Origin of the sequence: Paraburkholderia caballeronis, assembly GCF_900104845.1 — a bacterium.
GTDB classification, from domain to species: Bacteria; Pseudomonadota; Gammaproteobacteria; order Burkholderiales; family Burkholderiaceae; genus Paraburkholderia; species Paraburkholderia caballeronis.
This window is the reverse complement of record NZ_FNSR01000001.1, coordinates 1,511,463-1,533,319: the sequence shown is the minus strand read 5'-3', so window position 1 is coordinate 1,533,319 and position 21,857 is coordinate 1,511,463. Positions and strand designations below refer to the sequence as shown.

The 21,857-nt window shown below is 60.8% G+C and carries 23 protein-coding genes; 18 read left to right on the top strand and 5 right to left on the bottom strand.

Going from position 1 to position 21,857, the window contains the following annotated elements; translation table 11 throughout:
- Nucleotides 1–11 precede the first annotated feature (11 nt).
- Nucleotides 12–509, bottom strand: coding sequence for a YciE/YciF ferroxidase family protein (locus tag BLV92_RS06875; protein ID WP_090543434.1), 498 nt, complete (start codon nt 507–509; stop codon nt 12–14).
- Between the two features lie 535 nt (nt 510–1,044).
- Here BLV92_RS06875 and hxsA2 point away from each other — a divergent pair.
- From hxsA2 to BLV92_RS06820, 11 genes are all read left to right on the top strand, one after another.
- Entirely contained in the window at nt 1,045–1,332 is a 288-nt protein-coding gene (gene hxsA2, locus BLV92_RS06870) for a His-Xaa-Ser repeat protein HxsA2 (protein ID WP_090543433.1), read from the top strand.
- Nucleotides 1,329–1,625, top strand: coding sequence for a His-Xaa-Ser system protein HxsD (gene hxsD, locus BLV92_RS06865; protein WP_090543431.1), 297 nt, complete (start codon nt 1,329–1,331; stop codon nt 1,623–1,625). Before hxsA2 ends, hxsD begins: the two co-directional genes overlap by 4 nt.
- 9 nt (nt 1,626–1,634) lie before the next feature.
- The gene (gene hxsB / locus BLV92_RS06860; RefSeq protein ID WP_090543429.1) at nt 1,635–3,092 is read left to right on the top strand and encodes a His-Xaa-Ser system radical SAM maturase HxsB; all 1,458 of its coding nucleotides are present in this window, start codon (nt 1,635–1,637) and stop codon (nt 3,090–3,092) included.
- Nucleotides 3,086–4,285, top strand: coding sequence for a His-Xaa-Ser system radical SAM maturase HxsC (gene hxsC / locus BLV92_RS06855; protein ID WP_090543428.1), 1,200 nt, complete (start codon nt 3,086–3,088; stop codon nt 4,283–4,285). The genes hxsB and hxsC overlap by 7 nt, the downstream gene beginning before the upstream one ends.
- Nucleotides 4,286–4,647: 362 nt before the next feature.
- Complete coding sequence (locus tag BLV92_RS06850) at nt 4,648–5,064, top strand: hypothetical protein (protein WP_244283754.1); 417 nt, start codon at nt 4,648–4,650, stop codon at nt 5,062–5,064.
- A gap of 104 nt (nt 5,065–5,168) precedes the next feature.
- The gene (locus BLV92_RS06845) at nt 5,169–6,131 is read left to right on the top strand and encodes a DUF932 domain-containing protein (RefSeq protein WP_090543426.1); all 963 of its coding nucleotides are present in this window, start codon (nt 5,169–5,171) and stop codon (nt 6,129–6,131) included.
- Nucleotides 6,132–6,200: 69 nt separating this feature from the next.
- Nucleotides 6,201–7,196, top strand: a complete 996-nt coding sequence (locus BLV92_RS06840; RefSeq protein WP_090543424.1) for a YqaJ viral recombinase family nuclease — start codon at nt 6,201–6,203, stop codon at nt 7,194–7,196.
- A 35-nt stretch (nt 7,197–7,231) separates the two neighbouring features.
- Nucleotides 7,232–8,140 carry a recombination directionality factor gene (locus BLV92_RS06835; protein ID WP_090543422.1) on the top strand — a complete coding sequence of 303 codons (909 nt, stop codon included), beginning with the start codon at nt 7,232–7,234 and terminating at the stop codon, nt 8,138–8,140.
- Nucleotides 8,137–9,060, top strand: coding sequence for a hypothetical protein (locus tag BLV92_RS06830; protein ID WP_090543419.1), 924 nt, complete (start codon nt 8,137–8,139; stop codon nt 9,058–9,060). The genes BLV92_RS06835 and BLV92_RS06830 overlap by 4 nt, the downstream gene beginning before the upstream one ends.
- Before the next feature lie 101 nt (nt 9,061–9,161).
- Complete coding sequence (locus BLV92_RS06825; protein WP_090543417.1) at nt 9,162–9,545, top strand: hypothetical protein; 384 nt, start codon at nt 9,162–9,164, stop codon at nt 9,543–9,545.
- Nucleotides 9,542–9,832 (top strand): SH3 domain-containing protein, encoded by a 291-nt coding sequence (locus BLV92_RS06820; protein WP_090543415.1) that lies wholly within the window; start codon nt 9,542–9,544, stop codon nt 9,830–9,832. Before BLV92_RS06825 ends, BLV92_RS06820 begins: the two co-directional genes overlap by 4 nt.
- Before the next feature lie 127 nt (nt 9,833–9,959).
- Here BLV92_RS06820 and BLV92_RS06815 read toward each other — a convergent pair whose 3' ends face one another.
- The 3 genes from BLV92_RS06815 to BLV92_RS06805 form a co-directional block, all read right to left on the bottom strand.
- Nucleotides 9,960–11,633, bottom strand: coding sequence for an ABC transporter permease subunit (locus tag BLV92_RS06815; protein ID WP_090543413.1), 1,674 nt, complete (start codon nt 11,631–11,633; stop codon nt 9,960–9,962).
- A complete protein-coding gene (locus BLV92_RS06810) occupies nt 11,630–12,652 on the bottom strand; it encodes an ABC transporter ATP-binding protein (RefSeq protein WP_090546888.1) in 1,023 nt (340 codons plus the stop codon). Before BLV92_RS06810 ends, BLV92_RS06815 begins: the two co-directional genes overlap by 4 nt.
- Nucleotides 12,653–12,731: 79 nt before the next feature.
- A complete protein-coding gene (locus tag BLV92_RS06805) occupies nt 12,732–13,748 on the bottom strand; it encodes an ABC transporter substrate-binding protein (RefSeq protein ID WP_090543411.1) in 1,017 nt (338 codons plus the stop codon).
- A gap of 251 nt (nt 13,749–13,999) precedes the next feature.
- Here BLV92_RS06805 and hisN point away from each other — a divergent pair, with 251 nt between their 5' ends.
- The 7 genes from hisN to BLV92_RS06775 all read left to right on the top strand — a co-directional run bounded on the left by hisN (nt 14,000) and on the right by BLV92_RS06775 (nt 21,018).
- Nucleotides 14,000–14,791 (top strand): histidinol-phosphatase, encoded by a 792-nt coding sequence (gene hisN / locus BLV92_RS06800; RefSeq protein WP_090543409.1) that lies wholly within the window; start codon nt 14,000–14,002, stop codon nt 14,789–14,791.
- Nucleotides 14,792–14,832: 41 nt separating this feature from the next.
- Nucleotides 14,833–15,603, top strand: a complete 771-nt coding sequence (locus BLV92_RS06795) for a DeoR/GlpR family DNA-binding transcription regulator (protein WP_090543407.1) — start codon at nt 14,833–14,835, stop codon at nt 15,601–15,603.
- Nucleotides 15,604–15,713: 110 nt separating this feature from the next.
- Entirely contained in the window at nt 15,714–16,892 is a 1,179-nt protein-coding gene (locus BLV92_RS06790) for an ABC transporter ATP-binding protein (protein ID WP_342029110.1), read from the top strand.
- Between the two features lie 35 nt (nt 16,893–16,927).
- Nucleotides 16,928–17,932 (top strand): iron ABC transporter substrate-binding protein, encoded by a 1,005-nt coding sequence (locus tag BLV92_RS06785; RefSeq protein WP_090543405.1) that lies wholly within the window; start codon nt 16,928–16,930, stop codon nt 17,930–17,932.
- 86 nt (nt 17,933–18,018) lie between these two features.
- On the top strand, nt 18,019–19,524 hold the full coding sequence (locus BLV92_RS06780; protein WP_208862115.1) for an ABC transporter permease: 1,506 nt from the start codon (nt 18,019–18,021) through the stop codon (nt 19,522–19,524).
- 118 nt (nt 19,525–19,642) lie between these two features.
- A complete protein-coding gene (locus tag BLV92_RS31430; RefSeq protein WP_143040654.1) occupies nt 19,643–19,912 on the top strand; it encodes a hypothetical protein in 270 nt (89 codons plus the stop codon).
- Between the two features lie 428 nt (nt 19,913–20,340).
- Nucleotides 20,341–21,018, top strand: a complete 678-nt coding sequence (locus BLV92_RS06775) for an MgtC/SapB family protein (RefSeq protein ID WP_090543403.1) — start codon at nt 20,341–20,343, stop codon at nt 21,016–21,018.
- A gap of 428 nt (nt 21,019–21,446) precedes the next feature.
- Here BLV92_RS06775 and BLV92_RS06770 read toward each other — a convergent pair whose 3' ends face one another.
- The gene (locus BLV92_RS06770) at nt 21,447–21,827 is read right to left on the bottom strand and encodes a helix-turn-helix domain-containing protein (protein WP_373681833.1); all 381 of its coding nucleotides are present in this window, start codon (nt 21,825–21,827) and stop codon (nt 21,447–21,449) included.
- Nucleotides 21,828–21,857 lie beyond the last annotated feature (30 nt).

Here is a 21,857-nt window from a genome sequence, read left to right as displayed (position 1 = left end):
GGGTGCACCAGTCACGCCGCCTTTGCCTGCGGGTTGCCGACCTGCTCGGCGAAGCCGCTCAGCTTCTGGTCGGTGGCCTTTTCTTCGTCGAGCGTCTGCTTCAGGAGCTTCGCCGCCTCCGTCTGGCCGAGTTGCTTCGCGAGCGCGCAGAGCGTGCCGTAGGCGGCGATCTCGTAATGCTCGACCTTCTGCGCCGCGCCGATGAGGCCTGTATCGAGCACTGGCCCTTTTTCGATCTCCTCGATCAGTTCCTGCGCCTCCTCGATCAGTCCTTCCATCGCGACGCATTTGATGCGCTTGAGCTTGAACCCGGTGGCCTCGGCGACCTGATCGATTCGTTCGATCTGGCCGTGCGTTTCCTGAAGATGGGTTTCGAATGCTTCGGATAGCTGCTCGTTCTGCGCCGAGCGCGAGAGCTTCGCGAGCGCCCGCGTCAACTGTTTTTCAGCGCTGTAGACATCCGACAGCGAATGGACAAAAAGGTCTTGTAGCGATTTGCGCGATGCCATGGTTTCCTCCGTGGGTTGAAGTGCCGCGATGGCCAGTGCGCAACCCTCGTTCCGCGAACGCGGAGGTCGGCCTCTGCAGTGCGCGAGTAGGCGACGCCTAGGCAGCGGACCTGCGCGGCTTATGTTAGCGAGATGTCCCAGCTACTACGGCGTCACGGGGAATGACCACTTTTGCTCGACAAGTGCGCGCTGAGCGTCGGGCAGATTTCGGAGCGGACCGGCCGTTCGAGTGACCGCTGCAGGGCTCAGGCGAGTGGCAGAAAATGGCCGGACACGGAAGTTCGCCGAGCGCCGGTAATCGCTGCGGCTCTGTTGACTAGCGAGCTTCCGTGGTCGACCATTGGTGCGCCTCCCTCTCCGTGATTTGCTCCCGACGGCCACTCAATGCGAAATGCATGAATATGAACACCCTGCGGCGCAGTACAAAATTTACTTTCAAACTGCCTGCGCATCGGCTACCCTTTCGTAAATTGTGGGGAAACCGTGTGACGAAACACATGTAGCGTTCAGACCAAACGAACCGAAAGAGGGGACCATGAAAAGAAAATTCTTAGTTCCAGTAGGAACGATTGCCGCCGCGATCGCGACAGAATATGCGACCGCTGCGGTCGCTCCTGCGGACGCGATACACGAACCACGTGAGATGGGCAGAACGGCGAACGACGTGGCCCACGCGCTTGAACCGCAGAATTTGACTGTTCGGGCCGGTGACGATGCGTACGATTTCGTGCTCAAGCGCACCCAAAGTGGTCAAGTGATGGCCTACCACAGCTCCCATTCGTCTCATAGCTCTCACTACTCGCACCGCTCATCCTCATCGTGAATGTCGCTGCCGAAGGGCTTGAAGTCCTTTTCGACCGGCAAGTCTACGCCCTGGAAATCGTCCAGAAGGCCGCGTATCGTCTCGTGGACCGCGCCGCCGTGAGCTTCGATCTGACGCCAACACACGTCAGGTGTGTGCTGCTTGTCGACACAGGGAATGCCGTTGACGAAGTGGCGCGCGATTTCCACAAGGAGGTGCTGGACCAGCAGCTTCGGGCAAAAATCGCATCAGAGACCGAATCAATCAGGCATCTCATCCTTGCGCACGCGTTCTCAAGGACAGGGCTGACGTAGGAGCTGGCTGTGAGCAAGTTTCTTCCGCCGTCCGCTTTCGCAACTGACGGCGTGTATTCGCTATTGCCGTTTAACTTCACAAGGCTGGACAGCGAGCGTTACGTCGCCACCAACATGGTTGGCGAATACGTGACTCTTGACCGGGGTAACCTCGAACGGCTCGTTGGTCACGAGTTGCATCCTGCTGAAACATTGTTCCGCGAACTACGAGCGAAGCACTTCATCGAAGTGCAGGGCGATCGCTCGCCCCGGGAACTGCTCGCACTCAAGACACGAACCCGTTACCAGCGGCTACCGAATTTTACGAACCTGCACATCTTCGTAGCCACCCTCCGTTGCGACCATAGCTGCCCATACTGCCAGGTATCCAGACAGTCTGAGGACAGGGCGGCTTTCGACATGTCGTACGAAATTGCGGACCATGCGCTCGACCTGATGTTCCGGTCACCATCGCCGGCGCTGAAACTCGAGTTTCAGGGTGGCGAGCCATTATTGAATTTCGACCTGGTTCGCTACATTGTTGAGAAAGCCGAGCAGCGTGCGAGGATTGCATCGCGCGAACTGGAAGTCGTTATCGCGACGACGCTGTCGCTCGCGACCCAGAAAATCCTCGAATACTGCCGCGACCATCATATCCTGCTGTCGACATCGCTCGACGGCCCGGCGAACCTTCATAACCGCAATCGTCCCCGGCCGGGACGCGATAGCTATGAACGCTACCTGCAAGGTCTACAGAAAGCGCGCGAGATTGTAGGTTTCGACCGCGTGTCGGCGTTGATGACTACAACGCAGCACAGCCTGTCACGCGTTAGGGAAATCATCGACGAATATGTGACGCATGGCTTCGATGGAATCTTCTTGCGCCCCCTGTCCCCCTATGGATTCGCAGTTAAGACCAAAACCATTGACGGGTATGACCTGCCCCGCTGGCTAGATTTCTATTTCGAGGGTCTTGAATACGTCCTGGAACTGAACCGGAGTGGCGTCCCCTTTCGAGAACACTACGCGGCACTCGTACTCCAGAAAATGCTGACATCGAATGACCCGGGCTATGTCGACCTCATGAATCCAGCCGGCATTGGCACCGCTGCGGTGGTTTTCAACTATGACGGTGGCGTTTTCGCCTCTGACGAAGCCCGAATGCTGGCAGAAATGGGCGATACGACTTTCAAGCTCGGAAATGTCCTGGAGAACAGCTACGAGGACATCTTCCTTTCAGAGCAACTGCTTGGGGCGCTCGAAGACTCCTTCACGCTGTCAGTCCCGATGTGCTCGGAGTGCGCATTCGAACCGTTCTGCGGAGCGGACCCCATCTATGCCCATGCTGTACATGGTGACGTCGTGGGGCGTAAGCCATCATCTGATTTCTGCCGGCGCAATATGACAATTTTTCGACGGCTCATTGCGATGATGGAATCCGACTCCAGTACAAAGGATATTTTTCAAAGCTGGGTGGCGCAATGCTGAAGCTCGGCGGGAAGGTCATTTCGATCACCCCTATCCAAGGCCTAGCGAAGAGCGAAAGGCAAGCGCCTCGCACCGTCCGAAGTAACGTTCTTCTTCCTGTTGTTACCGGTTCCCGGTTTGTGACAGACGCTGTGCGCCGGAAGAGCGCCTACCTGCTGCGCGATGGCTCGGCACCGACTGGGTATGCTCACTATTTGGTCCTGAAGCGGGACTCGGGCAGTGTGTCGCCGGCCGAATTCGATTCGGCACTAACCGTGCTTCCTGATGAATTCCACTATCTCGACGATGGCGACATTGTGCGACTCAATACGGAGGGAGGCAACATCCGCGTTTTGTATCGACGTAGTAGCCCTCACAATACAATCCTGGTAACAGAGCAGTGCCAGCACTATTGCCTTATGTGCTCGCAGCCTCCGAAGAATGTTGACGATAGTTGGCTCGACGACGAGGCGAAAGAACTGATTCGGCTCATGCCGCGTTCTACGGAGGTGTTGGGTTTTACAGGAGGAGAACCGACGCTCTTCGGCGACCGGTTCCTCGAAACGCTACGCCTTACGAAGACGTTATTGCCGCACACGAAGATTCATATTCTCTCCAACGGCCGGAGCTTCGCCGACCGTGTGTTTGCAAGGCGGTATGCGGCCATTGCGCATCCAGACGTAACCATCGGAATCCCGCTCTATTCAGATGATGCGTCGATTCACGACCACATCGTGCAAGCCAAAGGAGCGTTCGACGAGACGGTGCGCGGCGTCCTGAACCTTAAGGAATTTCAGCAGAAGGTCGAGATTCGTGTGGTCTTGCATGCGTTGAGCGTCCCAAGACTCGAGCAGCTCGCGATGTACATCGTACGGAATCTCCTATTCGTCGACCATGTCGCGCTCATGGGGTTGGAAATTACGGGATTCACTCGCGCAAACCTTGATGAGTTATGGGTTGACCCATTCGACTACAAGGATAGTCTAAGCCACGCCGTTCGGATGCTGGAGGATTATGGGCTGCATGTTTCGGTGTACAACCATCAACTCTGTCTTGTGAACGACGACATCAAAAGCGCGTACAGACGGTCTATCTCGGACTGGAAGAACGAATACGTTGAGACTTGCAGACCATGTGCCCGCAGACACGAATGCGGTGGATTCTTTTCATCTGCGGTTCAGCACAAATACAGCGCTTACATCCGCCCTTTTTAAGGTAGCCGGACAATATTGCCGTCACTACCGCTGAAATAGTCGTAATCAATAAATATGCCCCTGCCCGAAGGTCCCGCCAGCAATGTCGAATGACAGAAAGTGGCTGATCGGTGCACTCAGACCACGCTCCCTCGATTCAGCGACCGATTTCAGATCCCAGAAATTTTCAGTCATATATCACGAACCTGAGCCGGGCACATCGCCCGCTCCGCCGGCGCAACTCCGCGCGGGCGCACATCACGAGGAACGTGATATGTCCAGCAGTTCCCCCCTCGAATACCTGCTTGCATTCGCTGTCGTGTTCATTGCCGGCGTCATCTGGTCGTCGGGTCTCGGCTGCCAATTCCGCAAGATCGGTCACCATGCATGACCCCTTCGACAACGAACCCGACTGGAACCGTGACGGCGAAAATCACGGCACAACCTATCCTCCGTACAGTTCCGGAGCCCACCTTATCTGTCCGTATTGCCAGTCCTCCCGTGTCGAGCCACTCAACCGCGCAAGAAAAGTCGGCGGTACCGCCGGCACCGTGGCAGGCGCCGTCAGCAGCATAACCATCGCACTTTCTGGCGCGGAGGCCGGTGCCACCTTCGGCCTCATCGCCGGTCCGGTCGGCGCTGCCTGCGGCGGCATCGCCGGCGCCATTCTCGCCGGGCTCGCCGGCGGGGCGGCCGGCTGCGCAACCGGCATCGCGCTCGGTGAAATGGTCGACGCCCGCGTGCTCGACAACGCCCGCTGCCTCGACTGCCAGCGCACCTTCAGCACTACCCAGCCCTGAACCGTCAACCGGTCACCCTGACCGGTCTGTTTTCTCCCCTGTCTCCTTTCTCGGCGCCCGGCTTCACGCCGGGCCTTATGCCCTTTCCTTTACTGGAGGTATTCATGCATCTCGTACAAAGCATGGCCTATGTGGGCCAGACGCCGTGGCACAGCCTCGGCAACCAACTCTCCCCTAATCAGCCCATCGAAGTCTGGGCAAAGCAGGCCGGCATGGACTGGCGCATCGAATCCTCCGAAGTCCGGTTCGTCGCCGGTCCGGCCGGTGGACTCGGTGCCATCCATGCCTTTCCCGAGCAACGCGTGCTCTACCGGTCGGACACGAAAGCCCCGCTGTCGGTCGTCTCATCGCGCTACCAGGTCGTGCAGCCGGCGGAAATCCTGGAGTTCTACCGGGATCTCACCGAGGTCGGCGGCTTCCAGCTCGAAACCGCCGGTGTGCTCAAGGAAGGCAGGAAGCTCTGGGCGCTCGCCCGTACGGGTCAGTCGGCTTCGCTCAAAGGCAAGGACCAGGTGAACGGCTACCTGCTGCTCGCCACTGCGTGCGACGGCACACTCGCGACCACCGCGCAGTTCACGTCCGTGAGGGTCGTGTGCAACAACACGCTGGCGATTGCGCTCGGAGACAGCGCGGGCGCCGTCAAGGTGCCGCACCGCAGCCAGTTCGACGCGCAGGCGGTCAAGCGCCAGCTCGGCATCGCAATCTCGTCGTGGGATGGCTTCATGGTCCGCATGAAGGCGCTGGCCGAACGCAAGGTGAATGACGCGGCGGCCGAAGCGTTCTTCCGCCGCGTGCTGACGTATCCGGCGACGACCGGCTCGCCGGCACCCGCCACCAACGACAGCGCGGTCAAGGCTGTGCAGATGCTCTACGCCGGCCGCGGCAAGGGCGCAACACTGCCCTCTGCGGCCGGTACGGCGTGGGGTCTCCTGAATTCGGTTACCGAATTCGTCGATCATCAGCGCCGCGCGCGCAGCGACGACCACCGGCGCGACGCCGCATGGTTCGGTGCAGGTGCCACGCTCAAGCAGAAAGCGTGGGACGAGGCGATGAAGCTCGTCGCATGACCGTTTCCAATGACCTGCACGCCCGGCCGGGATCTTCCCCGCCGGGCGTTTTCACATCTGGAGGTTTCTATGTCTCAACCCGAAAAGAGAGGCTCCAGCCGGAACCGTCCGGCACTGCGGCTCGTGGAAACGAAGGATATGCCGCGCGAGGACTGGCTGGAAGTACGAAAGTCCGGGATCGGCGGTTCCGACGCCGCCGCTGCCGTGGGGCTGAATCCGTACATGAGTCCGCTCGAACTGTGGCTCATCAAGACCGGCCGCGATGCCAGCCTGCCGAAGCCCGATGCCGACGATACGACCGAGCCGGTGTACTGGGGCACGCTGCTGGAGCCGATTGTCGCCGCCTCGTATACGAAGCAGACCGACAACCGGGTCCGGCGCATCAATGCGGTGCTCCGGCATCCCACGATCCCCTTCATGCTCGCCAACATCGACCGCGAGGTCGTCGGGGTGCCTGGCGTCCAGATCCTTGAATGCAAGACGGCAGGCGAATTCGGCGCGCGGCACTGGCGCGAAGGCGTCCCCGAGTACGTGCAGGTCCAGGTGCAGCACCAGCTCGCCGTTACCGGCAAATCCGCGGCAGACGTCGCCGTGCTGCTGTGCGGCCAGAAACTCGACGTGCACCGCATCGAGCGCGACGACGCACTGATCGCGCGGCTGATCGAACTCGAAGCCGCGTTCTGGCGGTATGTCGAAACCGATACGCCGCCGCCAGCGGACGGCTCGGAATCGGCCGACCGTGCGCTGCGCTGCCTGTACCCGGGTGCCGGCGGCACGGTCGATTTCTCTGGCGACCGGCAACTGTCGTCGGTATTCGCTGATCTGGTTGCCGTGCGGGCCGACATCGAGGCACGCCAGCAGGTCGAAGCGACGCTGAAGCAGACGATCCAGCAGGCGATGGGCGAAGCCGACCGGGCGCAGTTCGAGACGGGCTCGGTGTCGTTCAGGCGCAGCAGGGACGGCTCCGGCGTCGACCTCAAACGCCTGCTCGCCGATCACCCGGAGTTTGCCGCGCAATACGCAATCAAGAAGCCGGGTTCGCGCCGGTTTCTCGTGTCGGTCTGACTACCATTTTCTCCCCTGCCTACAGGAGCATTCCCATGCTGAAGGGTTTCGCCATCACGCCGCCCGTCATCGGGCGGATTTCCATTGGCCGCGTCGTCGAGAAGAACGGCAGGCGGCTTCCCGAGAAAGACGACCAGTTCACAATCACCACCCAGGTCCAGAACCGTGAAGGCTGGATGCTGCATCCGCTCAACGAATCGCTGCGCAGGGCCAGTACCGGCAAGCTGCGCGCGATTCCCGTTCGGTTCCTGTTCAACGATCCCGACCTGAACCTGCGTGCCGAGTATTCGCTGTTCGACCGCGAGTCCGGACGGCCCGTCTGCGTCGGCAACGGCGAAATGTGCCGTCGCGCCGGAGACGCCGGTATCGAGGAACTGCCCTGCCCGTCGCCGGACGGCTGTGCGTTCGGTCGCACCGGTAACTGCAAGCCGTACGGGCGGCTCAACGTCACGATCGGCGATGAGGATGAACTGGGTTCGTTCATCTTCCGAACGACCTCGTACAACTCGATCCGCACGCTCGCCGCGCGGCTGCATTACTTCAGCGCGGTATCAGGCAACCTGCTCGCCTGCCTGCCACTGGAACTGAGGCTGCGCGGCAAGTCGACCACGCAGAGCTACCGTTCGGCGATCTACTACGTGGATATCGGTGTTCGCTCAGGTAGCACGCTCGAAGCGGCGATTGCCGAGGCGCGTGAACTGGATGCGCGGCGCAGGACGGCCGGGTTCGATCAGGCAGCACTCGACACTGCCGCACGTGCCGGGTTCGGTAACGGTGCGTTCGAGGACAGTATCGAGGATGGGGCGGCCGTCGTCGACGAGTTCTATCCAGCCCAGCCGGAAGGCGGCAGCAGTACGGCCGTAACTGACACCATGACGGAGCGGCCGAGCCTGAAGGACCGGCTGGAGCAGCGGGCAGCCCTCCTGGGCGGGGCGGCGGCATGATCTGGCTGCGCCCTGCCCGGCTTCTGGCCGTCGCGGCAACGGGAACGGCCATCTGCATGTCGGTGCTGGCCGGCTGGCAGCGCGGCGGGTGGCCGTCGGAGCGGCTGGTGTGGGTGGCGGTGGGCGTCGTACTGGTCGGCGGCGCGCATCTGCTCCCCGCACTGTGCCGTCCGGCACCGCTTGCGGTTCGTGGTGTCGGTATCGTGCTGTGGCTCGGCTGCATGGTGGCGGCATCGTACGGGCATGCGACGTTCTTCCTGCTGTCGCAATCACACGCAGGAACGCTTCGGGCGACATCGCTACCGGCGAACAGCCTCCCAGCTCACCGCAGTCTCCCGGCGGTCATGTCGGAACGGGCGTCGGTCACGGCCGAACTGGCGGTAGCGAATGCCCGGCGATGTGTGCGTGACTGCCCGTCGCTGCGGGCGCGTCGCGTATCACTGGCGGCGAGACTCGACGCGCTTGATGCGGAAGCAGGCGAAGTCCGGCGGCTACAGGGAATCGAGGACACGAACGCTGCGCGTCGCGACTCCGCCCGTGACGATCCGGTCACAGCGCGGCTCGGGGCTCTCATCGGGATGGCGGTATCGAAGCTCGACCTGTTCGCCGGGCTGACCTTCGCGGCCGTACTCGAAGGCATCGCCTGCCTTCTGTGGTGGATCGCGCTGCTACCGTCACCGGACCGGGGTGCCGCCGCAGCAGGTAATCCAGTCGTCACGATAGTCCCATCCGAAACGGTTGGATCGCCTCCCATAGTCGCGGAAACGGAAACTGAACTGACGCAGCTGACCCGCGACATCGCGGCCGGTCTCGTGCGGCCAACCGTTTCCGGTATCCGGCAGCACCTGCACTGTTCCCAGGCGAAGGCCGCTGCCCTGCGCCGGCAGATCGTCACTCCCACGGCCGGATCGACGGCATAAACCGGGCGCATCCTGCGCCCGTTCTCTCTTCCTTCATTCCAGCGATCGCCTGTCCGGTTCTTCCGGAGGCCCCAGCTCGCCCTTTTTCTGGAGAAATATCAATGAATCAGCCCACACGGCTCAAACCGCTCTTTCACCCAGGCCGGCTACTCGTCACGCCTGCCGCGCTTGCCGCGCTGCGCTCGAACGGCGTTCCTGTCATCAGCGTCCTGCTCCGGCATGTCGCGGGTGACTGGGGCATCGTGTCCGACGACGACAAACGCCAGAACGACCTGTCAGTCGTAGCCGGTCTGCGCGTGCTATCCATCTACCGGCTGCCGGACCATACACGCATTCTCGTGGTCACCGAATGGGATCGCTCCGCTACCACCATCGAAAGACTCAACGAGGTTCCGCATGAAGATGAGCCCCGGCAGCCGCGATCGTCGAACCGGCGTTACCCCCGCTGGCCGAATCCCTGCTATAGACAGGGAGCTAGCGCATGAGCCGCTACACGAATGGTCCGAGATTTCCGATGGGTCGGCCGGTCATCACGCCAGGAGCACAGGCGGCTCTTGATGCTGTGGGGCTGTCAGCCGTTGTGCTGCTCGCGAGACACATTCACGGCGACTGGGGCGACCTGTCACCCGAGGATCTGGCAGCGAATGAACTGGCGCTGCTGACCGGCAAACGCCTACTGTCGAGCTACGCTTTGCCCGATGGAAAGAAAATATGGCTCATCACCGAGGCGGACCGGTCGACCACGACAATCCTGTTGCCCAGCGAGTATTGACGAAACCTGGTGGCTCCCGCACCGCAACTTAAAACCATAACCCCTGTAAGGTCAGGTGTACCGTACGGTGCACCTGACACAATTCGTGGTGCTCTTTTTTTGCCTGTTCTCCGGCGCAGACAGATCACTAACGCGAACGGGTAACGTGCTTTGCACAAAGCCGCATCAAGCCCAGTGCGATTGACGTGACCGCCATGATGCAGGTCGAGTAGGCCGCAGCCTGCGAGACGAACCCGTTCTCGTCGAGCTGCATCACCGCGACCGACGCAAGGTTCAGCGATGGCGTAACCAGAAAGACCACCGCCGAGAGCGTGACCATCGAGCGCATAAAAAGAAAGAAAAACACGCTGATGGCCGTCGCGGCGACGAACGGCAGAACGGCATCCTTTAGCACCTGTCCCAGGCCGCCGCCGAGGCAGTCCACTACCTCTTCGAGTGCGACAGGCACGGCACGCATCCCGGTGCTCATCGTCAGAAAGCCCTGGGTATGGTAGTGGTAGAAGTTGCACAGCACGATGATTGTCGCGCTACCGTAAAGCCATGCGCCGAGCGGGCCGCTATTGAACGCGAGAATATACGCAAGTCCCACGACCATGCCGGGCACGGCCGCTGGCAGCACGGAGGCGGTATAAATCAGCCTCGATACCGCAGCGGGCACGCGACGCGCGCCGTAACTGAGCGAGAACAGCAGGCAAACACCGAGTGCTGCCGCGGCCACTGAAATTTCGAGCGACGTCAGAATCGCACCGTATCCGCCGGATAATTCACCGCTATAGTTGGCCAGCGTGAGTTCCAGCCGGTAAGGCCACAAGCGCACGAAGCTCGCGAAGACGACCGTGGCCACCGAAGCCACAACGGGAAACAGCGCCGCGAAGCAGCCGAGTCCAAGCAGGACGTCGCGCATGCGGTTCACCCTTGGGATTACCTGCACGCGGCTTTCCGATGCTGCGCCGAATTGCCGTTGTGATGCAACGCGCTCGATATAGACGGACGCGAGCGATGGCAGCAGCAGCACGATGCCGACCGCAGCTCCAACACCGAAATTCATCTGACCCGATACCTGGTTATAGATTTCGGTGGCAAGCACGTGATAGTCGCCGCCGATCACCACCGCATTGCCGAAGTCCGTGATCGTGACGGTAAACACAACAAACGCAGCGGACAACAACCCGAATTTCGCGTTCGGCAGCGTCAGTCCGAAGAACTGCTGACGGCGCGTCGCGCCCAGCACGTCGGCTGCATCGTAATAGCGCGCGTCCGACTGCGCGAGCGCCGCACCGATGATCAGCACCGCCTGCGGCAGCGCATAGATGACGTCTGCGATCAGCAGGCCCCAGAAACCATAGATCTCGACGTCCCAGCCGGTCCATTTATGTACGAGACCGTTGCGTCCGAGCAGGAACAGAATGCCGAGACCCTGCATCAGCGACGGCGCGAGCATGGGCAGCAAAAGTGTTGCGCGGATCGCATTTGGCGAGGGTAGCTGCGAGCGGTACAGCGCGAACGCGATCATGAACCCGAGCACAATGCTGACGATCGTGGTCGCGACACTCAGCACGATGCTGTGCCATGCCGACTGGATCATGCCAGGCGTCTGCCAAAGCGCGACGTAATTCGCGAGTCCGATATGGCCATCCCGGTCCGCGAGGCTGTGGAACGCAGCGACCACGAGCGGATACAGGAAGAAGACTGTGAGGGCTGCAAGCGGGATGGCAACCATCGCCCCGCGCACGCACCGCGACATCAGGCGGCTGCCACGTACACCCAATGCGGTACGTGAGGACGTAAGCGACACGTTCATGCGCTCACCCAGGCGCAGCGGTCGCTGGCGACAGAAAGCGACACGGCCGTGCCCGGCGCAAGCACGTCGCCCCGATGTTGCTCGGCGACAAGTTCCTGCCCCCGCCAGTCGAGCCGCAGGCGGGTCGTGCTGCCGAGGAACATCGCATCGACGACCCGGGCATCGTCTTCGCGACGGTCTGCTGCGGCACGGCGCGTGACGACCAGATCTTCAGGCCGCACGCAGGCTTCGAATGTTGTATCCGGATCACCGGGATAAGTTGCCATCAGCGCTGGAAACGCGTCGCAGACCCAGCCGGCGGGCAAGAGGTTCGAGGTGCCGATGAAGCGCGCAACGAAGCGTGTGCGCGGACTTTCGTAAAGGTCCCGCGGTGCGCCGATCTGCTCGATCCGGCCGTGGTTCATGCAGATGATCTTGTCGGCGAGTGTAAGCGCCTCCTCCTGATCGTGCGTAACCATGATGGTTGGAATGCGCAGCCGACGCTGTACGTCGTGAATCTCGCGGCGCATCTCCACACGCACCTGTGCATCGAGTGCGGAAAGCGGCTCGTCGAGCAGCAGCAGCGACGGATCGACGGCGAGTGCCCGGGCAATGGCGACCCGCTGCTGCTGGCCGCCCGACAATTGACCAGGATAGCGTTTCGCCAGCTGCGGCAGCCTGATCAGTTCGAGCAGTTCGTTGCAGCGGGCGTCGATGTGCGCTTTGGATAGCCCACGGATTTTCATTCCGTAACCGATGTTCTGTGTCACGGTCATATTCGGGAACAGCGAATACGACTGAAACACGATGCCAAATCCCCGTTCGCGGGCCGGTACGTCCAGAAGCGACTGCGAGCCCATGGTGATACGTCCCCCATCGGCGTCGAGCAGGCCGGCAATGATGCGCAGCAACGTGGTCTTGCCGCAGCCACTCGGGCCAAGCAGGCAGACGAACTCGTCTTGGTTCACGTCGAAGTCGATTCTTTCGAGCGCGACATGCCCCGAAAACGTCTTGAGGAGGTCGGTGACGGACAGATGCATGGTGGAACTTTCCCGGCGTTGGCGGTCGGCCTGGGAGCAGGCCCGGGCCATGAAGCGAGAGGCTGGAGCGTCTCGCGCTTCAGTGCATGACTTCCGTCTTGAAGCGCCTGAGCACAGCGTCGTGCATCTTCGCAGAGGCGGTGAAATCCATTGGATAGAGCACCTTCGATACGTCCACTGGCAGTCCTTCGGCGATCTGCTCCTGGGTCGGTTTCACGCCTGGTGTCGTGACGATTTCCTTGTATTGCTGATAGACTTTTGCCGCCTCGGGCGACGCAACCCATTCAAGGAAACGCTTCGTGTCGGCCTGATTCTTCGACGTCTTGAGCATGCCGGAACCTTCGAGTTCATAGCCGACATACTTCGACGGGATCACCATCTTCACAGGGAAGCCGGCCTTGATCGACTGCATCGCGACGAACGCAAACGATGCGCCGACCGCATATTCGCCAGTGCGCGCGAGCTTGCACGGCTGCGAGCCCGACGACGTAAACTGCGCGACGTTCGCACCAAGTCCCTTGAGAATTTTCCAGCCCTGATCTTCGCCCGCGCCCTGCAGGATTGCGGCTATCTGCAGATAACCCGTACCTGACGACGCCGGGTCCGGCATGACGACATTGCCCTTGTAAACAGGCTTGGCCAGATCCTCCCATGAAGTCGGCATCGGCAGTTTCTTTGCCGCGAGGGCGTCGGTGTTGACGCACAACGCCGCCATGTAGCCCGTCGCGGCGAACCATTTGCCGCCCGGATCCTTGAACTGCTTCGGCAAGCCGGAAATGTTGCCGCCCTGGACCGGCGCAAGCTGGTCAGCGATGCGCGGGTCCAGCAGATTGGTGAGCGCCTCGCCCCAGACAGCGTCGGCGTGCGGGGCACTGGCCTCCGCGATCATGCGCGCGGCAAGGTCGCCGGTAGACAGACGCAGCACGTTGACCTGCAGATCGGGCAGAGCCTTTTTGGCGGCCGCGATATAGGTCGCAATCTCGTCGCTTTCGAGCGCGGAGTAGACCGTGATCTGGCCGGCGTGCGCCGTGCCGATGGCCGAACAGACGAGCAGCGTAGTTGAGAGAACCGAGGTGAATGTGTTGCCGAAGCGCATGGCGATTTTCCTAAAAGAAAGAGACCAACACCGGAACCGGGAGCACACGGCGCTGCATAAAACCTGGCAAACCAGCCGACGAGCGATGTGTGTTTTTGGGGATATTTGCAAAATATTGGCACCGAGTCTAGAAATCAAAAATGTCCGGTGCGATCATCTCGACCATGGACGGCGAAGCTCGACTCCGTGTGGCCGCGACGTCTGTTCCCATCACGGCGGCAAAGGTGCCGCCCCTGGCTGAGGCATTGACGATGAACGACGAACAGCAGGACGGGTTGAACGAATTCGCGGCGTTTGCGGCGCAACTCGCCGACGAGGCACGGCAGATTTCGCTCGCGTATTTCCGCAGGAAGCTCGAGGTCGAAACCAAGTCCGACGAAAGCCCGGTGACGGTCGCCGATCGCGAAATCGAGGCACGCCTGCGCGCCCGCATCTCGGCGCACTACCCGGCGCATGGCATCCTGGGTGAAGAGCACGGGCGCGAACGCATGGACGCGGAATACGTGTGGGTCATAGACCCGATCGACGGCACGCGCAGCTTCGTGACGGGCTGGCCGATCTGGGGCACGCTGTTCGCGGTGCTGCACAAGGGGCGCCCGGTGTTCGGCCTGATCGACGCGCCGGTGACCGGCGAGCGCTGGACCGGTGGCCCGTCCGGCGCGTACGACCAGACCAGCGGCAGACTGCAAACCAGCGACTGCCGTCGTCTCGCGACGGCGAACATCTATGCGACGTCCCCAGACATCTTCGACGACGCGGAACGCAGGATCTTCGAGGAAGTCAGCCGCACGGCGGGCAGCCGGCGGTTTGGTGGGGATTGCTACGCCTACGCGATGGTGGCGGCCGGGCACGTCGACGCGGTGGTCGAGGCCGGCTTGCAGCCATACGACTATCTGGCTATCGTGCCGGTCGTGGAAGCAGCGGGCGGACGGGTGACCGACTGGCGGGGAGATACGGTGGGCCTCGGCAGCGACGGCCGGATCATCGCCGCCGCGACCCCGGAACTGCACGCCGAGCTGCTCGCGATTACGCGCCGCCTGTAGCCGCGCGCTGATCGTTTCTCTTACGACAAGCGAAAAAAGACATGCTGGCTGAAGAGCGTTATCGGCGCATCAGGGCGTTGCTCAGGGATCACGGAACGGTATCGGTCGAGCACATGACCGAAAAACTCGGCGTATCGCGAGAAACGATCCGCCGCGATCTGGTCGAACTCGATACGCTCGGCGAAATCCGCCGTGTGCATGGCGGTGCAATGCTGGCCGAAAGCGAGCCACCGATCAACGTACGCGCGGGTATCCGGGTCAAGGAGAAACGTGCGGTTGCCCGTGGCGCACTGACGCACGTGCGAAGCGGACAAACGCTGTTCATCGACGCTGGCACGACCACAGCGATCCTGGCGGACGCACTCACGACGCTGGACGGCCTGCACGTGATTACCAATTCAGTTGCCGTTGCGTCGAAGCTGGCCGATATACGCGCGGCGCGCGCCGGTACTCACGACGTCCATCTGGTGGGCGGCACGTTCAACGCATCGGTAGGGGCGACCTACGGCGGAGCGGCGATCAGCGAGGTCTATCGTTTCCATGCCGATCTCGCACTGCTCTCGCCGGTCGGCGTGGACGCAGCACATGGCGCGACGAGCTTCTTCCCGGAAGAAGCAGAAATGGCAGACGCGATGAGCCGGAACGCAAAGCAGACGGTGATCCTTGCCGACTACTCGAAGATCGGCGTGCTCAGTCGCGTGGTGTCGTGCCCGCCGCAGCGGATTTCGGTGCTGGTCACCAATGCCCGTGCCTCGAAAATTCCAGGGGCCGGTGAACTGTGCAGCGCATTCGGTGCGGTCGACTACGTGTAATTGGCAATGCTGCCGGGAAGCGCCGTTCCCGCTTACGAGAGCGCGACGAACGGCGCGAACTTTCGCGTGACCCGCTATCATTCGCGCGACATGGATATCCTGGCTTGCCGATGAACTATCTCGAGATTGAAAACCTGACCAAATCGTTTGGCACACTGCCTGTTCTATGCGACGTGAGCCTTTCCATTAGCAAAGGCGAGCTGTTTGCACTGCTCGGTCCGTCAGGCGGCGGCAAATCCACCCTGCTACGGATTATCTGCGGGTTCGAGCGGCCGGATCGCGGCTCGGTCTCGATCGAAGGGGTTTCCGTCGAAGGCATTACATATGTGCCCCCCGAGCGGCGACACATCGGTTATGTACCGCAGGAGAGTGCGCTGTTTCCGCATCTGACCGTCGCTGAAAATATCGCCTACGGGCTCGACAGGGCGGCGCGACGCTCGCGCAAGCGTGTGGACGAGTTGCTGGGGGTCGTCGGTCTGCCCGCCGCCTATGCACAGCGTAGCCCGCAGGAACTCTCCGGCGGCCAGCAACAACGCGTCGCGCTTGCGAGGGCACTAGCGCCGCGTCCGGCACTCATAATGCTCGACGAACCTTTCTCCGCGCTCGACACCGCACTGCGCGCCGAGATGCGCCAGACCGTGGCCACGGCGCTCGAAGCAGAGCGCGCTACCGCGATCCTGGTTACGCATGACCAGCCGGAAGCACTTTCACTTGGCGATCGTGTCGCTGTGCTGATACATGGGAAGATCGCGCAGGTGGACACGCCCCGGGCGCTGTATGCCAATCCCGCGGATGCCGAGCTGGCTTCATTTGTCGGTGAGGCCGTCTTTCTGCCCGGCGTCGCGGCTGACGGCGTGGTCGACTGCGAACTGGGCCGGCTACCGCTGGCAGGCGTTGATGTGCCGGCCGGTCAGGTACAGGCGATGATCCGCCCAGAGCGGATACGTGTTGCACGACCTGGAACGAACGGAGCGGTGCCCGCCATTGCGGAACAGATTGCCTTCTTTGGCCACGACGCAAACGTCGACGTGCGTCTGCATGCGACAGGACGGCGGGTGCGGCTACGCTTGTCGGGGGGCATATTCCACATATCGGCGAACCGCTTTTGCTGTCTGTTGAGGGCCCGGTCGTCGCCTATCCGCGTCACTGACTGCTTTCATCAAGCCTCGATTTTCCATTCCCCGTTATTTCAAATTTCACTCAATAACCTTTCATCCAATCGATCAGGTCAGTCGATACTGCGAATGATTTTCACTCCTGCAGGAATGGCGTTACCATGCGGATTGTGACATTTACGTGACAACCGTTTTCTGCCGAGATGAAAATGACAACACCGCTTTTTGCCCGGTTACTCGCAGTTGCCGTGGTGGCACTTGCCGGTAGCACTGCGCTGGCCGCGCCCGCCGAACTTACGCTCTACAACGGCCAGCATAAGCAGACAGGGCTCGCGCTGGTGGATGCCTTCGAAAAAGCCACCGGCATCAAGGTTGAAATTCGCCAGGGGTCGAGCAACCAGCTCGCGAACCAGATCATCGCGGAAGGCAGTCGTTCGCCCGCAGACGTGTTCTATGCGGAAGAGTCAACGCCACTTGCAGCACTCTCCGAGCATGGCCTGCTCGCCCCGCTTGATGCGTCGACGCTCAACCAGATCCCGAAGGAATACACGAACAAGGCCGGCGACTGGGTGGGCGTCACTGCGCGCACGCGTGTGGTCGCATTCAATCCGGCGCTGATTGAGGAAAAAGATCTGCCGCAGTCGGTGCTCGATTTCCAGAAGCCGGAGTGGCAGGGCAAGATCGCAATCGTGCCGACGAGTGGTGCATTCCAGGAGCAGATTGTTGCGATCGAACACACCAGCGGCCGCGATACAGCGCAGGCGTGGCTCACCGGCCTGAAGCGCAACGCAAAGATCTACAACAACAATGTGGCTGCCCTGAACGCAGTCGACCGGGGTGAAGTGGCCATCGCGCTCATCAACAACTATTATTGGTACGGTCTTGCGAAGGAAGACGGCGAGAATAACATCAAGGCGAAGCTGCATTACTTCGGTCACGGCGACCCTGGCGCGCTCATCACCGTATCCGGCGTCGGCGTGCTCAAGTCGAGTCCGCATCAGGCGCTCGCACAGAAGTTTGTGGCGTTCATGGTCAGCGAAGCCGGGCAGAAGGCTGCCGTGGCCGCTGTAGCTGAATATCCACTGCGCCCCCACATCCGGTCGCCGTTTGCGTTAAAGCCGTTCGATCAGATCGATCCGCCGAAGGTGACGCCGGCCGATCTCGGTAGCGCACACGATGCGCTTGTGCTGGAGCGCGAGGCCGGCCTGAATTGACGGCGGCTTCGGCGCAGGTGCCACGCAGGCATTTTGCGTGGGTCGCCACCACGATTGGTGGAGGTGTATCGTGGATTCCGGTTGCGTTGACCATTGTACTTGCCGCGATTCCGCTGCTGTATGTGCTCCTCGGAAGCATGGACGCCGGCGTTGCCCGGCTGAGAGCGCTACTGTTCCGGCCATACATCGGCATGCTCCTGATGCATACGGCGCAACTGGCTGTTTCGGTTACTGCGGGAAGTATCGTGCTGGGCATTGGTGCCGCGTGGCTGGTCGAGCGATCTGACCTGCCGATGCGCTCAATGTGGCGTACGCTGTTGCCGTTGCCACTTGCGGTACCGGCATTCGTAAGCAGTTTCGCGTGGGTGTCGATCGGACCTGTGTTCGAGGGCATCGGTGGTGCAGTTTTCATTCTCGCGCTGGCGGAGTACCCGTTGATCTATCTGCCCGCAGCCGCTGCATTGCGTGGGATGGACCCCGCGCTCGACGAGATTGCCCAGTCGCTTGGGCTGTCGCGCTGGGAGATCTTCTGGCGCAGCACTGTCCCGCAACTGCGACCCGTAATCGCGAACGGCGCTTTGCTGGTCATCTCGCATATGCTGGTGGAATTCGGGGCATTCGCGTTCCTGCGCGTCCAGACATTCACTACTGCGATCTACGAGGAATTCGACTTGGAGTTCAACAGCGCGACGGGAGTCTCGCTGGCCGCCGTTCTGTTGGTACTGTGCCTGCTGCTGCTCGCATTTGAGGCCCGTATGAAGGACAGCCTGCGCCGCTATGCGCGCGTTGGCACTGGCACGCGTCGCGCGGCACATCAGATCAGGCTTCGCGCGTGGCGCTGGCCGGCTATGGCGGTGCTGCTGACGCCGGTTGCAACCGGCGTTGGCGTGCCGGTCGCAACGCTATTGTACTGGGTGACATCAGGTCATTCACGAGCAACGGTAGGCGAGATGGTGAGCGCGACTGGCACGACGGTCTGGCTCGGTGCGCTGGGTGCGCTCGCGGCGACAGCTCTTGGTACGGCGCTTGCACTCAGCGTGCGGCGCTATCGCGGCGCATGGCTTGCCCGTATCGCGTCCCGGTTGCCATTCTTCATTCATGCGTTGCCTGGCCTCGTGATTGCGCTCGCACTGGTGTTTGTTGCATTGCGCTACGCGGATTTCCTGTACCAGACAACAGCGCTGCTGGTGGTTGGCTACGTGACGCTGTATGTGCCGCTCGTCCAGACGGCGGTGCATACACCGCTGGCGCAATTGCCGGAGCGGATCGAGGAAGTCGCGCGTAGCCTTGGACACGGGCCGCTGTCGGTCTTCGTGGGCATAACGCTGCCGAATATCTCGGCAGGAATCGGCGCGGGCGCTGCGCTCGTATTTTTACAGGTGATGAAAGAACTGACCGCGACGTTGATCCTGCTGCCTACCGGGCTGGACACGCTTTCGATCGAGATCTGGCAACACGCGCGGGATATGGAGTACGCCGCGGCGGCCCCTTATGCGTTGTTGCTGATCGTGCTTTCAGGCGTACCGGTGTATCTGTTGATGCGAGATCTGTACGGTCGAGACAGAACCATCTCATCTGAGTGGATTCAGTAAAGGGTCCGATCAATCAGGTGCAGGTCATTCCGGTCGCAAATAGCGCCTGGCGAAGCGGGGAGTTTGTTGTATGTAACCGGCGGTGCCTTACCTGGATGCAGGTTCTGGTGGGAAAAACATGAAGCGCAGCTACGACTACCGTGGCCACACAATCGAGGTAACGGTAGAGATTGATTCAGGACGAGGGCCGCAACGCCACGTGCAGCACATCGGATTCGTCGCCGTCGTCCGCGTTCTACGGACTGGTTCTCCGCTGGCCTTCTTTTCGCCATTGCGGATCGGGGCACAACGTGGTTATCCCTTTACATCTGCAGATGACGCCTTTGACGGAGGTTTTATCGCTGGCCAACGAATTATCGAGGATCTGATGTTGCCTGATGCTAGTTGAAAAAAGATACCGGCATTGCGAGCCGGCCACAGATCCCCTTTCAGGGCGATGAAATGTCAGGGTACGACTGATTGCAAGTTCTATATCCAATGGCGCCGTAGCAGATTGACCTGTCGTCGGCGATTAGCGCCTACGCGGAGGCGATACTGATGATACTGGTACAAACGCATAGCCTCAGCAACACGTTCCGCGTGGAATTTCTGCCCCCTATGGTGGCAAGAAAACCGAACATCCATTGCCCTTCCAACTCCCGAGCGACGTCCGCCATCGTGCACTCTACGATCATCAGAACGCGGGCTACATCCTCTTCTGTTGTAGTCCACGACTCAGTGCAGACGTTTTAGTATCGTCCGCACTCGTATTGACTTCGAGCAATTCATATAGACATCTGAACAAGCGACTCTGACAGATGAGATAAAGGAGGCCTGGTGATAAGCAATATCGAACTGCTTGCGCGTCTCGTGATTGCCGCGCTCCTCGGGAGCGTAATCGGTTTTGAACGGGAACGACTCTCATGGGCTGCGGGGCTACGCACACATATGCTGGTCTGCGTCGGCTCATGCCTCATCATGCTCGTATCAGCCTTTGGCTTTACCGATGTGTTAAACCAGAAAAATGTCGTCCTTGACCCCTCTCGCGTTGCTGCACAGGTGGTCTCGGGTATTGGGTTTCTCGGGGCGGGTTCGATCCTTCTCCGAGGTGAAATTGTGCGCGGCCTGACAACGGCCGCCAGCCTATGGTCTGTGGCGGGAATCGGGCTCGCAGTCGGCGGCGGTATGTACACTGCGTCGATTGGTGCAACGGTTATCATCCTTGTCATTCTCGCAGGTGTCAAACCACTCGAGCGGCGCTTCATTTCAGTTAAGCAGCAACGCGGCATCCAGCTACTCGCCGAGCATGGCAGCGTCACAATCGACGGCGTGAATCGGACTCTGGGCACTGGCAGCGTGCGGGTGAAGACGTTCATTGTCCATCAATCGGAAGATGATCCCGAAGTTGACGAGGTTCAGATTGAACTGTCACGCGCCGCCAGCAATGAATTTGCGGCGATTTTCGGACGACTTGAAAAAATGCAAGGCGTTCGTGAATGCCGGCAGGCAAAGTGAACGCAAGGGGAAAATGCAGCGCAGCTACGACTATCACGGCTAGACCGTTGAGTGTCGCACTGAAGCAGACTTCTTGGTTCGGGTAATCGAGCCGCCCCCGTCATCAGCAAGCTACGTTGCATTCGTGGGAGTCACGAAAACGGGGACGATCGTGATGCCCCTTTTTCTTTTACCTCTTGGAGACATCGTCGGGAAACCGTTTGTACCCGAAATTGACCCGTCGATGAGCGGCTAGGCGAGTAAGATCATCGGGAACCGGGTGAGCCGGGATTCTAACCAAGCACCCAGATCAAAGAGCGGCCCCGAACGCCCCATGGCCGAATTTCTATGTTGCATCCATAGGAATTTCCCACTTCTGCCACATCGAACACCAGCCACCTATAGTTGCCCGCTGCTGAATCTCCCCGCACACCAATGCGGTGGCCGAGTCATCGCCGAGCCAACCGCATTGCCAGCCGCTCCACAATCTCGATCACCATCGTCCGGTCATTGCCATTGAGCTTCGCCAGAAGCTGACCGACATACCTTCCCTGATCGCTCGTACGGCTGCTCGCCTCAGTCAGTAAGTCCGCCGCGTCGCAACCAAAGATTTCCGCCAGTTCCACCAGCCGCGCCACCGTAGGCATCACCAGTCCGCGCTCCATGCGCGAGACTGCCTCATTCCCGATTCCAAGCTGCTCCGCCACCTGCTCCTGCGTAAAACCGCTGTCTACGCGGTGCTTGGCAATCGCCCGGCCAATCACGGCCGCCAACTGCTCCAGGTCCGTTTCCACGATGCGCCCTCCCATTCGACCTGAATGGTTGAGCATCGCCCTATTCAATTTAAGGACTTTACAGGT

Excerpts from the sequence above, each read along its gene's own strand:
- BLV92_RS06845 (WP_090543426.1), top strand. The coding sequence starts at position 5,169 with ATGCATCTCGTACAAAGCATGGCCTATGTGGGCCAGACGCCGTGGCAC.
- BLV92_RS06835 (WP_090543422.1), top strand. The coding sequence starts at position 7,232 with ATGCTGAAGGGTTTCGCCATCACGCCGCCCGTCATCGGGCGGATTTCC.
- BLV92_RS06785 (WP_090543405.1), top strand. The coding sequence starts at position 16,928 with ATGACAACACCGCTTTTTGCCCGGTTACTCGCAGTTGCCGTGGTGGCA.
- BLV92_RS06810 (WP_090546888.1), bottom strand. The coding sequence starts at position 12,652 with ATGCATCTGTCCGTCACCGACCTCCTCAAGACGTTTTCGGGGCATGTC.
- BLV92_RS06770 (WP_373681833.1), bottom strand. The coding sequence starts at position 21,827 with ATGCTCAACCATTCAGGTCGAATGGGAGGGCGCATCGTGGAAACGGAC.
- BLV92_RS06815 (WP_090543413.1), bottom strand. The coding sequence starts at position 11,633 with ATGAACGTGTCGCTTACGTCCTCACGTACCGCATTGGGTGTACGTGGC.
- hisN (WP_090543409.1), top strand. The coding sequence starts at position 14,000 with ATGAACGACGAACAGCAGGACGGGTTGAACGAATTCGCGGCGTTTGCG.
- BLV92_RS06830 (WP_090543419.1), top strand. The coding sequence starts at position 8,137 with ATGATCTGGCTGCGCCCTGCCCGGCTTCTGGCCGTCGCGGCAACGGGA.
- hxsA2 (WP_090543433.1), top strand. The coding sequence starts at position 1,045 with ATGAAAAGAAAATTCTTAGTTCCAGTAGGAACGATTGCCGCCGCGATC.
- BLV92_RS06805 (WP_090543411.1), bottom strand. The coding sequence starts at position 13,748 with ATGCGCTTCGGCAACACATTCACCTCGGTTCTCTCAACTACGCTGCTC.
- BLV92_RS31430 (WP_143040654.1), top strand. The coding sequence starts at position 19,643 with ATGAAGCGCAGCTACGACTACCGTGGCCACACAATCGAGGTAACGGTA.
- BLV92_RS06825 (WP_090543417.1), top strand. The coding sequence starts at position 9,162 with ATGAATCAGCCCACACGGCTCAAACCGCTCTTTCACCCAGGCCGGCTA.
- BLV92_RS06790 (WP_342029110.1), top strand. The coding sequence starts at position 15,714 with ATGAACTATCTCGAGATTGAAAACCTGACCAAATCGTTTGGCACACTG.
- BLV92_RS06850 (WP_244283754.1), top strand. The coding sequence starts at position 4,648 with ATGCATGACCCCTTCGACAACGAACCCGACTGGAACCGTGACGGCGAA.
- BLV92_RS06820 (WP_090543415.1), top strand. The coding sequence starts at position 9,542 with ATGAGCCGCTACACGAATGGTCCGAGATTTCCGATGGGTCGGCCGGTC.
- BLV92_RS06840 (WP_090543424.1), top strand. The coding sequence starts at position 6,201 with ATGTCTCAACCCGAAAAGAGAGGCTCCAGCCGGAACCGTCCGGCACTG.
- BLV92_RS06875 (WP_090543434.1), bottom strand. The coding sequence starts at position 509 with ATGGCATCGCGCAAATCGCTACAAGACCTTTTTGTCCATTCGCTGTCG.
- BLV92_RS06795 (WP_090543407.1), top strand. The coding sequence starts at position 14,833 with ATGCTGGCTGAAGAGCGTTATCGGCGCATCAGGGCGTTGCTCAGGGAT.
- hxsC (WP_090543428.1), top strand. The coding sequence starts at position 3,086 with ATGCTGAAGCTCGGCGGGAAGGTCATTTCGATCACCCCTATCCAAGGC.